The 11,057-nt window shown below is 48.2% G+C and carries 13 protein-coding genes; 11 read left to right on the top strand and 2 right to left on the bottom strand.

The window, feature by feature from the left end; translation table 11 throughout:
* Positions 1-639: 639 nt before the first annotated feature.
* Both P1P89_20115 and P1P89_20110 read right to left on the bottom strand, forming a co-directional pair.
* The gene (locus P1P89_20115; GenBank protein MDF1593820.1) at positions 640-1,020 is read right to left on the bottom strand and encodes a DUF6165 family protein; all 381 of its coding nucleotides are present in this window, start codon (positions 1,018-1,020) and stop codon (positions 640-642) included.
* Positions 1,021-1,043: 23 nt separating this feature from the next.
* Positions 1,044-2,012: a glycosyltransferase family 9 protein gene (locus P1P89_20110; GenBank protein MDF1593819.1), complete on the bottom strand. Its 969-nt coding sequence runs from the start codon at positions 2,010-2,012 to the stop codon at positions 1,044-1,046.
* A 439-nt stretch (positions 2,013-2,451) separates the two neighbouring features.
* Between P1P89_20110 and P1P89_20105 the strand changes: the two genes are divergently transcribed.
* The 11 genes from P1P89_20105 (at position 2,452) to P1P89_20055 (ending at position 10,844) form a co-directional block, all read left to right on the top strand.
* Positions 2,452-2,625: a Trm112 family protein gene (locus tag P1P89_20105; GenBank protein MDF1593818.1), complete on the top strand. Its 174-nt coding sequence runs from the start codon at positions 2,452-2,454 to the stop codon at positions 2,623-2,625.
* 52 nt (positions 2,626-2,677) lie between these two features.
* Positions 2,678-3,199 carry a DUF4416 family protein gene (locus P1P89_20100; GenBank protein ID MDF1593817.1) on the top strand — a complete coding sequence of 174 codons (522 nt, stop codon included), beginning with the start codon at positions 2,678-2,680 and terminating at the stop codon, positions 3,197-3,199.
* A gap of 42 nt (positions 3,200-3,241) precedes the next feature.
* Positions 3,242-4,120, top strand: coding sequence for a YicC family protein (locus P1P89_20095; protein MDF1593816.1), 879 nt, complete (start codon positions 3,242-3,244; stop codon positions 4,118-4,120).
* Positions 4,121-4,129: 9 nt separating this feature from the next.
* Positions 4,130-4,384 (top strand): DUF370 domain-containing protein, encoded by a 255-nt coding sequence (locus P1P89_20090; protein ID MDF1593815.1) that lies wholly within the window; start codon positions 4,130-4,132, stop codon positions 4,382-4,384.
* Between the two features lie 9 nt (positions 4,385-4,393).
* Entirely contained in the window at positions 4,394-5,014 is a 621-nt protein-coding gene (gene gmk, locus P1P89_20085; protein MDF1593814.1) for a guanylate kinase, read from the top strand.
* A gap of 1 nt (position 5,015) precedes the next feature.
* Positions 5,016-5,780 carry a 23S rRNA (guanosine(2251)-2'-O)-methyltransferase RlmB gene (gene rlmB, locus P1P89_20080; protein MDF1593813.1) on the top strand — a complete coding sequence of 255 codons (765 nt, stop codon included), beginning with the start codon at positions 5,016-5,018 and terminating at the stop codon, positions 5,778-5,780.
* A 238-nt stretch (positions 5,781-6,018) separates the two neighbouring features.
* Positions 6,019-6,879, top strand: a complete 861-nt coding sequence (locus P1P89_20075; GenBank protein MDF1593812.1) for a ComF family protein — start codon at positions 6,019-6,021, stop codon at positions 6,877-6,879.
* A 134-nt stretch (positions 6,880-7,013) separates the two neighbouring features.
* Positions 7,014-7,511 carry a D-glycero-beta-D-manno-heptose 1-phosphate adenylyltransferase gene (rfaE2, locus tag P1P89_20070; GenBank protein ID MDF1593811.1) on the top strand — a complete coding sequence of 166 codons (498 nt, stop codon included), beginning with the start codon at positions 7,014-7,016 and terminating at the stop codon, positions 7,509-7,511.
* Positions 7,511-8,284 (top strand): peptidoglycan editing factor PgeF, encoded by a 774-nt coding sequence (gene pgeF, locus P1P89_20065; protein ID MDF1593810.1) that lies wholly within the window; start codon positions 7,511-7,513, stop codon positions 8,282-8,284. Before rfaE2 ends, pgeF begins: the two co-directional genes overlap by 1 nt.
* A gap of 284 nt (positions 8,285-8,568) precedes the next feature.
* Positions 8,569-9,735, top strand: coding sequence for a site-specific DNA-methyltransferase (locus tag P1P89_20060; protein MDF1593809.1), 1,167 nt, complete (start codon positions 8,569-8,571; stop codon positions 9,733-9,735).
* A 104-nt stretch (positions 9,736-9,839) separates the two neighbouring features.
* Positions 9,840-10,844: a transposase gene (locus P1P89_20055; GenBank protein MDF1593808.1), complete on the top strand. Its 1,005-nt coding sequence runs from the start codon at positions 9,840-9,842 to the stop codon at positions 10,842-10,844.
* Positions 10,845-11,057: the final 213 nt, after the last annotated feature.

Genomic DNA, 11,057 nt, shown 5'->3' with positions numbered 1-11,057 from the left:
CCGGCAGCAGCAATCCTTTCTCGCGAGCTTCCTTACGCCATTTGAAAAGAGTGGCTTCGGAAATGCCTTCTTCCAGGGACAACTTTCTGATGGATCGGTTGTGCGGCGGCATCATTTTCCGCAGCACGGCTTCTTTACGTTCTGATGGATATCGCATGAGTTCTCCTTCTGCCCCCTCTTATAGCGGGTTTTACCTCATGCGACAACTATCCTAACACAGGGGGACCGTCCGCAAAAAATAGCGGGAGCGGTGTTCGGCGGACCAGTCCGCCTGAATGGGGGTGGTGTAAATCCATCGGCGCAGGGGTGAATCATTGATCCGGCCCACCCGGAAGGGGGTGTCACTGAGGAACGCCAGCAGGGCGGTTTCACCGAATCCCGCGCGCCTTAACCGTTTGCGTTTACTTAAAACCCATCCGTTTTCATGTAAGATCGGCGCATCTTTAACGCCCTGCTATTGCCCAACGGCAGAAACAGTCAGTAGAAATCAAATCCCGGACCCTGACTTTGCACATAATATTCCCTTAATCGCTATCCGTGTCCGTCTGTCCGGCCCCTTTATTTTCCTTCCAGCTATCCAAAACCCTTAGAACTCGCCACCGATAATTCTTGTAAAATATAGGTTAACCTTTTCATTTTTTACTTATTATAAAGTGTATATTCTTTTTCTTCAATTAAATCAGATTGAGTTGATAAATTGATTTGTTTTTTTATTTCTGACCGCCTATCATTTTCGATGTAAACACTTCTAGCTAGTTGTACAAATTCATCGTCGAATTCTTTATTTAATTCCTTTAACCGAATTTTATCTTCGATTACCCAAAGAGTTTCGTTGATTTGTAGTAATGTCTTATACAAAAGGGAATTTTTTGAAATTCCAAGCAGAATCATTTTTTTATATAATAAATTAAATTCTTTTTTTACATTAAATAGTTTTTCCTTTGATTTAATCTTCTTCAATTTTATTGATAAGATACTTACTTTGTCTACAAGCTCTCCATTTGAAATATTAATTTGCATTTTAATATAAACAAGTTAGAATGCTAATAATTAAGAAGTTCTAAAAACCCCTTCTCCACTTCAGACACCGTAATCATATTAATATCATTTTCGTTTCTAAACCATACTGCCTTATCAGTGAGTGGTTTTGCATTATCAGGATCAGTTGTTGAAAACAGAGTAATGATTGGCAGACCCATTGCCGCCGCTATATGTCCTGGACCGGTATCGTTTGATATGAGTATTAGGCACTCAGATATTGTGTTTATTATATTAAGGTCTTCATCATATGATAAATCCCAATTATATTCATCGCACACATTTTTGATTTTCGGTATTAAAAATTTGTCTTGAGGCCCTAAGAAAAAACGAATTTCAAATCCTCTTTTAGATATTCGTTTTGCTAATTCAATGAAGTTGCTTTCGGACCAACGTCTTGATTCTGTTGAGGAGCCAATATTAAAACCAACAAGCCGTCGATTTATTTTCCTGTTCGTAGCTATCTTGGGAAACGTTGGCGCTGGTATTATTTCTGGTGCGGAATGACCGCAGGCTTCTGATACTGCTCTCACAAAATATCGTGTTCTATGTTCGAGTTCCCAATTAGCTTTGATGAAAGAATTGTAAATTTTTTTTCTTAAAAAAGATTCTTTTGTTCTTCCAACGCGGATAGGCGCACCTGTTAGAAATGATAGAATCGCTGTTTCTCCAAATCCCTGTAAATCAAATACGACATCAAACTCTTTTTGGGGGTGAAAATATAAGCGACAAATGAGTTTGAGAGCGCCAAATAAGGCTGAAAAAAATCTATTCTTTTCTTTAAAACCACGGCGGTCAATGGCCTCAATCTTGTCTACATTCTCTGAATGCTCTAATATTTTAGAAAAACCAGTATCTGTTACATATGATATATGACAGTTATCAAAATTTTCTTTTAACCATTTAAGAGCCGGAAGAGTCATTACAACATCACCCATTCCAGACCAACGGATTACTAAAAACTTTTTTGGCATCTTATCTCCAAAAATCAAAAAAAGTCCAAACTAATTGAAAGCTATTTCAATATTATATTTATAGCAAAATAAATTAATGATTGAAAATTGTCAACTACCGCAAGAACATTATGTAAATCGCCGTCCAGACCGTCCAAACCTGTCTGCTGGTCAGGAAAAAAACAGAAAAAGTATAGTCATGTCGTCACAAGCGTTGTTTCAGTCTGTTATAACAGGATGTTACCAATGCCGATGATGATGACGGTCTGCCTGTCGTGTCACTGAATGTAATCCCCTTTTTTTATGGACCGTTAAACCTGTTTTAATCTTTTGGGGTAAATTCCCCGCTGCTTGCGCCGGGGTAGTTCAGAAAGCATTTATTTTGCAACCCGCGGATTTATCTGCTATGAATATCACGATATATCAAAAACAAATAATAAACAATTTAAGGAACGCAGCCATGCCAATCAGCAAAGAACTTCTGGATATTCTGGCCTGCCCCAAGTGTAAAGGCGACATCCATCTGAATGATACCCAGGATGGACTTATTTGTGAAAAATGTAAACTTCTGTATGAGATAAGGGATGACATTCCCATTATGCTCATCGATGAGGCCAAACCGTTAGACGCGTGACGAAGTTTGTTCGGCCACAGGCTCTCCCGGATATAAAACGACCCGAACCCATATGAGCAACCCACAGACCCCGAAGCCGGCAAAACTGGTTGTCGGTCTTTTCATGAACGACAAGCGCCTGTTGGAACCGGCGGCCTGCGATCTCGGCAACTCTTTCGGACCCATCGATCTGGCTGGTCCGTGGTTTAACTTTGATTTTACGGACTATTACAGTTCTGAAATGGGCGGGCCGCTTTTTCGGCGGGTTCTGGCCTTTAAAAATCATATTCAGCAACATGATTTAGCAGATATTAAACTCATTACCAATGATTTTGAGCAGAAATATTTAAAAAACGACCGTCGCCGGATCAATATCGATCCGGGTTATCTGGTGCATGAACGCTTTGTCCTGGCCACCGCCAAAAACTTTACGCATCGGATCAGTATCGGCAAGGGTATCTATGCGGACTTGACCCTGATTTACACCCGGGGGGGATTCCGGACGCTGCCTTGGACGTATCCGGATTATGCCGCAAAAAACATGCTGGATTTTCTGGAGCGGGTCCGCAGCAAGTACCTGAAAGATATCACCTGAGTGTTGCATGACAATCGATGAGAAGCTGTTAGAGAGGGGAAAATGTTAAAAAGTATGACGGCATATGCCAGTTCCGAGAAGACATCCGTAGACCTGACGGTGAATACTGAAATCCGTTCTTACAACAGTCGTCATCTGGACATAGTCCTGCGAATCCCCAACAACTACCAATCTCTGGAAGAGCAGATTAAGGGACTGATCGCCGCTCAAATTACAAGGGGGCGGGTCGAGGCAACGGTGCAGATCCGGGCGAGTATTGATAATGCCTGCGCATTTGAGGTCGATGAAGCCAAAGCAAAAGCCTATCATATGGCCCTGATGCAACTGCGTGACCTGCTGCAGCTGAAATCCGAAATACCGCTGGACCTCATAACCGGCAGCGGCATCATCAGACCAAAGGAGATCGATATCGACCTGGATGCCGGCTGGAATGTCGTCCGTGAATCTCTGGCTGCGGCCATTTCCGATCATGATGCCATGCGCAGCCGGGAAGGGGCCGCCCTATTCAAGGATTTTGAAGAACGGCTTTTCTTTATCGAAACGTGTATGAATGAAATCGAAGCGGCCTCATCCGGTCTGATCGCCCATTACAAAGAACGTCTACAGGAACGCATAAGCGTTTTAACCAACGGGCTGATTGAGATAGATCCCGGCCGCATCGCACAAGAAGCGGCGTTTCTGGCTGACCGCTGCGATATCTCCGAGGAGATTGTCAGGGCCCGCAGCCATATCCAGCAGTTTCGCACCATCATGGCGGCCCAGGACCCGGCCGGCCGCAAGCTCAACTTTCTGCTGCAGGAGTTCAACCGGGAGTTCAATACCATGGGGTCCAAGACGGGCAACCAAAAGGTATCTCATATCATTGTCGATGTGAAATCAGAAATTGAAAAAATTAGGGAGCAGGTTCAGAATGTTGAGTAGGGAGGTTTTATGGAGCAGACTCTTCTAAGCATTGGTTTCGGCAGCACGGTGGTTGCCGAACGGGTTGTGGCCATTGTTTCACCGAATTCAGCCCCGATGAAGCGGCTCAAAGATGAAGCCAAAGATGAAAAGCGCCTTGTGGACGCAACCCATGGGCGCCGGACCCGATCCATCATCATCATGGACAGCAATCACATCGTTCTCTCAGCGATCCAGTCCGATACCATATCCCAGCGCTATGCATCGCTGAAGGAACCGCTTTAATCCGACATGATGCTGTATACAAGCATTCCACGCCCCACCGGCCATGACCAGACCCGTCGCCAAGGCCTGCTCTTTGTGATTTCAGCGCCATCCGGTGCGGGCAAAACAACACTCTGCAAGTCCGTGCGGTCGGATTTTCCGGATCTGCTGTACTCGGTATCCTACACCACCCGAAAACCTCGAAGCGGGGAAAGGGAAGGGGTCGATTACCATTTTATTTCAGCGAAAGATTTTAAGGAGCGGATCCGACAGGGCCGCTGGGCGGAGTGGGCGGAAGTTCACGGCAATATTTACGGTACCTCGGCAGATGTAATAGATGCGGGCTTATCCGCTGGCCGGGACATCCTGCTCGATATCGACGTGCAGGGCGCCGTCCAGATCCTGGCGCGTTATCCGGAATGCATTACCATTTTTATCATGCCGCCGGACATGGAAACCCTCCGGCGCCGTTTGGAATCAAGGGGCACCGATGGCCGGGAGGAAATTGCCCGGCGGCTGAAGAACGCCGAAGCGGAAATGGCCCAACGGGATCTATATCGGCATGTCATCCTGAATGACCGTCTGGACGAAGCACAAAAAGAATTAAAAACGCTCATCCGGAAATACCGGACAGAACGGGGTTTGCGATAAGATGGAAATTCTTTACGGAATCCATCCCGTAACCGAGGCGCTTAAGGCCGGGCGCAGGGATTTTGTTGAAATCTACCTTGCCGGAGAAAAGAGTTCCGGCCGCGTTCTGCAGACTGCTGCGATGGCGGAATCCAAAGGAATACCCGTAAAAAAAAAGACGGCTGCCCAGCTTGGCGCAATCACCAGAAGCGAAATGCACCAGGGTATCGGCGCCGGCGTCGGTCCTTACCCGCTGGTGGAAATGGATACTATTCTGAATAAATCCGCTGAAAGGGGAGGGCGCCCTTTTATCCTGCTGCTGGATACTATTCTCGATCCGCATAATTTCGGCGCCCTGGTACGTACGGCTGATTCTGTGGGGATTGACGGCATCATCATGCCCAAAGACCGTTCGGCCCCGCCGTCACCGGCTGTGTCCAAGGCTTCCTCAGGGGCGCTCGAGCATGTCCTGCTTGCCAGGGTTACCAATATGGTTAATGCCATCAAGGATTTGAAGAGACAGGGGGTCTGGATTGTGGGAATGGACCGGGACGCGGACCAATCTCTTTTCAGTAGCGACTTAACGGATTCCATCGCCATTATCATCGGGGGCGAAGAAAAAGGGATCCGCCCGCTGGTCAAACAAAACTGTGATTTTAGGGTCTCGATCCCCCAGGCCGGCCAGGTGGCATCGCTGAATGCATCGGTGGCCGGGGCAGTGGTGATGTATGAGGCCTATCGCCAACGGACGCTGTGTAAGTCCGAAGCACGAAATCCGAAACAATAATTAATGACCAAAATTCAAATGATCCAAACAATAGACTTATCTGACCTCGTGAATTTGGTTTCGTATTTCGATATTCGGATTTCGAATTTTGCCGATGGCTTTTGCGTAAATCGTGCCCTCTGGGCATAGACCAACGCCTGCCTCTCTGGGGTCGGATATTTACTTGGATAGAAAGTTTTCCGCTAGAAATGAAATCAACCGGTGGTTGCCGGCAAGACGGTAAAATCGGAAAATATTTATGGGAAGAGTCCTTATGGCCGGGGCTTGGCTGCCGCAGATTCTTAACGCCGTAAAAGCGGCTCTTTTCCCCTGTAAATGTCTATCATGCGGCCTTTTTTTTCATGGGGCAGCGGGTCCTATCGACCAACCCGGACGGTTTCTTAGAGATAAATCAACGCTGCTCGGGTCTAAACATGCAATTTTCAAATGGGCGCTGGCCCCGTTCGTCTGTCCGGCCTGTTCCGATAATTTTAGACCGGTGGGGTCTCCCCTGTGTACCCAATGCGGCCTGATGTTCCAGAGCCGCGAGGGGGATGATCACCACTGCGGCGAATGCCTGGAAAAACCCAAACGGTTCAGGAAGGCCCGTGCGTTCGGGGTCTATGATCAGGCCCTGATGGAAGGCATCCATCGTTTCAAGTACAAAGGCAAGGTGCAGTTGGCGCGCCCGCTGGGGATCCTGTTGTTGGCGGCGTTGCTGACCTACTGGGATGAAGACCTGCCGGACATGGTGACGCCGGTACCGCTGCATACCCGAAGGTTCAGGGAAAGAGGCTTTAATCAGGCATTTCTGCTGATACGGGACTGGCCTCGCATTGCTGCGGCATTATCGGTAGCGTTACCGAATGTTACAATCGACCGGGAGGTGCTGCTAAGAACCAGATGGACCGAGCCCCAGACCGGCCTGGGGCGCAGCACCCGCCTTAAAAATATAAAAAACGCTATTGGCGTCAGCGACGAAACCCGGGTTTTTCAGAAAAAGATCCTGCTGGTGGATGATGTGTATACCACCGGCGCCACCGTGGACGAATGTGCCGGGGTTTTGCTCAAGGCCGGGGCCGAGTGGGTGGATGTGCTGACACTGGCACGCACCATGTAAATATAGGTCCGTTGTTTGTTGGTGATTGTCAGTCGCTAAAGCATTTTCGGCAACTTACAGCGGAGCGAAGCCAGTTATCTGGTTCAGAGCTATCTATTGTTTTATTACATTTCAACGGACAACTGACAAAATCAATGGACACTAAACCAATGCAGATTTCATCTAAAGTTATTGAACTCAATGATTTTCTCAAAAAACTGAAATACTTGCGGCAGGCCGGAAAACGGATCGTGTTTACCAACGGATGCTTCGACATTTTGCACATCGGTCATGTCCGTTACCTCCAGAGCGCCAAAGCAGAAGGGGATATCCTGGTGATCGGTTTAAACTCGGACAGATCCGTTCATATTATCAAGGGCGAAAAACGGCCGGTGATCGGCGAACAGCAGCGGGCCGAGGTGCTGGCCAGCGTCGGCTTTGTGGATTATGTCATCCTGTTTGACGAACCGGATCCGCACACGCTCATTGCGGCTGTAGCGCCCGATGTCTTGGTAAAGGGGGCGGACTGGGCCGAGGAGCAGATCGTGGGCGCCGATGTGGTTAAGGCCGGCGGCGGCCGGGTGGTGCGGGTGCCGGTGGTTCCGGATGTGTCCACTTCGCAGATTATTGAAGATATTATCCGGAAATATTGATGATCATAAAGAAACAAAATGGACTTTCGCATCTGCAATTCTCTAATCTGGCGGCCATTGAGGGCGTCTGGCACGGCATATTCACCCGGCAGGGCGGCTGCAGCCCGGCACCGTTCAGCAGCCTGAACGTCAGCATGGGGGTGGGGGACAGCAGTGAAAATGTTCAGGAGAACCGGCGCAGGATCCTAAGTTGCAGCAACGGCTGCGAATTGATCTTTACCAACCAGGTTCACGGCGTCAAGGTGCTCGCTTTGAAAAAAGGCGATACGTCCGATGTGGAGATCGATAAGAAACCGACCCTTGAGGGGGATGCCCTGGTCACGGACATCCGCGGCAAGTCGCTGGTGATCAAGGTGGCCGACTGCCAGGCGGTAATGATGGCGGACCCGGTGCGGCATGTGATCGCGAACGTGCATTCAGGCTGGCGCGGCAGCATCTATAATATTATCGCCAAGACCATCGATACCATGAAGGAAAAGTTCAACTGCAATCCGCAGGATATCCATGCCGGTGTCGGCCCTTCGTTGGGACCATGCTGCGGCGAATTTATCCATTATCAAAAAGAAATTCCCGAGGCATTTTGGAAATACCGGGTGGGCGAGGTGCATTTTGATTTCTGGGCGATCAGCCGCGACCAGCTCTGCGAAGCCGGGGTTAAGGCTGAAAACATCCGCCTCTGCAATGCATGCACAAAATGTAATACCGATCAATATTTTTCCTACCGCGGGGAAGGCGAGACCGGCCGGTTTGCGGCGGTGATTACTTTAAAATAATGATTACCTTAAAAAAATAGTGATCCTATAGGATTCAATGATTTCGGGATTCAAGTGAGATGAAACTCAGCTATTAAGCTGGGAGGCTGGGATGCCGGGAAGCTAAAAATTAAAACCCCTAACATTATAGCATCAAAGCATCCTATCGTTCAGGCAAAACGTGGAGCGTTTCCGAACCGGGAACCCTTGAACCCTCGAATCCTGGGCCTCTTTACTCAACGGATTGGAAGTAGAACTTAAAATAATCCCTTTACCTTGCAAAATTCTGGAAGTTACGGCCACATATGAATACAACCCATCGCATTCTGTTTTCCGACGCCAAGAAAATGAAGGCGGTCTCTTCGGAAAGCGTCGACCTCATGGTGACCTCGCCGCCCTATCCCATGATTCAAATGTGGGATAGCCTGTTTTCCGGGCAAAGCCCGGCAGTGAAGGCCGCGCTTAAAAAAGGGGACGGCAGCGAAGCTTTTGAACGGATGCATCAGGTGCTGGACCCGGTTTGGACGGAGGTTTACCGGGTACTGAAAACAGGCGGGTTCGCCTGCATCAACATCGGCGACGCTGTCCGCACCCTGAATGAGAACTTTGTCCTCTATCCCAACCACGTCAGGATACTCCAAAAATTATTGTCTCTGGGATTTACGGCCCTTCCGGACATCCTCTGGCGCAAACAGACCAACGCCCCCAACAAATTCATGGGCTCGGGCATGTTGCCGGCCGGGGCTTATGTGACCCTTGAACATGAGTATATTCTGATCGTCAGAAAAGGGCCCAAGCGCGCGTTTGATAGTGAGGCTGAAAAAAAGAACCGACGCCAAAGCGCCGTCTTCTGGGAGGAGCGCAACACCTTTTTTTCCGATATTTGGTTTGATATCAAAGGGGCCGGCCAGAGAATGAATAACCGGGAGGCCCGGCAGCGCAGCGCAGCCTATCCCTTTGAAGTGGCCTACCGGTTGGTCAACATGTATTCCGTGAAGGGCGACACCATACTTGATCCCTTTGCCGGAACCGGCACCACCTTGCTGGCGGCCATGGCAGCAGGTAGAAACAGCCTGGGCTATGAAATCGATGCGTCTTTGGGGGAAACCATCCGGGAACAGATGAAAGAAACGGTGTCATTCTCCAACCAATATATTCACAACCGGCTGCTGAAGCATGTGGCGTTTGTGGTTCGGCGCATAAAAGAAAAAGGAACATTGAAATACAAAAACAAATGGTACGGTTTTCCGGTCATGACCGCCCAGGAGCAGGAGCTGATTTTGAATGAACTTGTCGATATGGAACGGATCGATAAGGATGCGTTCAGGGTTACGTACAGCGATGCGCCCCAGGAAGCGTTCTGCAAAAACTGGCAGGAGGAAATAGAGCACAGCACCGACCCGGACTTACTATCAGAAAAAATTTTACATTCAATTAAAGAAAGTGCTTCAGAACAAATGAAGTTGTTTTAAAGTGAACGACATAAACGTAAAAATGTATAAAAAATGGGTAAAAAATGGGGACGTTCTCAACATTTAAACTTGCTATCAGTATTTTCATTTGATATTTAGAATCTATGCCACGTAAAACCAGAATCGATGCGCCAGGTGCTCTTCATCATATTATCGTCAGGGGGATCAATCGAGAGCGGATTTTTAAAGACGAAGAGGATCGCTCCAATTTTCTTGGCCGTCTGGGTGATCTGATAAAAAAGGCAAATACCGGCTGTTTTGCCTGGGCATTGCTCGATAACCATGCCCACCTCTTGCTTCGAACGGGCAATACGCCTGTCGCTGAACTGATGCGAAGACTGCTGACCGGTTATGTGGTCAGCTACAACCGACGTCACGACCGCTGGGGACATCTTTTTCAGAATCGCTATAAGTCCATTTTATGCCAGGAAGATTCCTATCTACTGGAACTGGTTCGGTACATTCATTTAAACCCCCTTCGGGCGAAAATCGTTTCAGATATGATGCAATTGGATCGATACGCTTTCAGCGGGCATAGTACATTGATGGGAAAGCAGAAAAATGACTGGCAGGATATGCCTTACGTTTTACGAATGTTTGGAAACCATATGTCACAGGCCAGGCGACTATATCGGCAGTTTGTTGAAAAAGGTATAGAACTGGGTAGAAGACCGGATCTTGTTGGCGGAGGACTAGTTCGAAGTTTGGGTGGATGGTCCGGGGTAAAGGCGCGTCGTAGAGAACGTGCTTTAATGAAAGGCGATGAGCGGATTTTAGGAGACAGTGGTTTCGTAGAGAAAGTGTTGGAACAGGCAGAAGAGACCATGATCCGAAAATATCAGGCCAAATCGAATGGTCTTGACCTTGACGGGGTCGCGCGACAGGTTGCTGACATGTTCGACATGGAGATCGAAGAAGTCTGGTCGGCGGGAAAGAATCGGAAATTAGTCAACGCCAGAAGCCTGCTCTGTTTCTGGGCGGTTCGTGAGCTTCACCTCAGCATGACTTCGCTGGCCCGGCGGTTAAACATTTCGATTACTGCCGTGAGCAACTCCGTGTCGCGTGGAGAAAGGCTTGCGAAAACCAATGGCTATTCAATAAAACTTTAAAAGTTGAGAACGTCCCTCTAATTCCTCTAATTCCTCTAATTCACAACTTATTTGGAAAAGGGGCATGGATTGTTCACCTATTTTGTTTTAAAGGGATTGAAGGAAGAAGCAGGGACAAGCCAGGACGGGCGCATCAACGTGGAGACCCTTTACCACTATGCCAAGGAGAACGTTGAACGCATCGCAAGAAAAATCTACAACAATGAACAATCG

Source organism: Desulfobacterales bacterium, assembly GCA_029211065.1.
Taxonomy (GTDB): Bacteria; Desulfobacterota; Desulfobacteria; order Desulfobacterales; family JARGFK01; genus JARGFK01.
The sequence above is the reverse complement of the archived record's forward strand: the minus strand, read 5'-3'. Positions and strand labels throughout refer to the sequence as shown.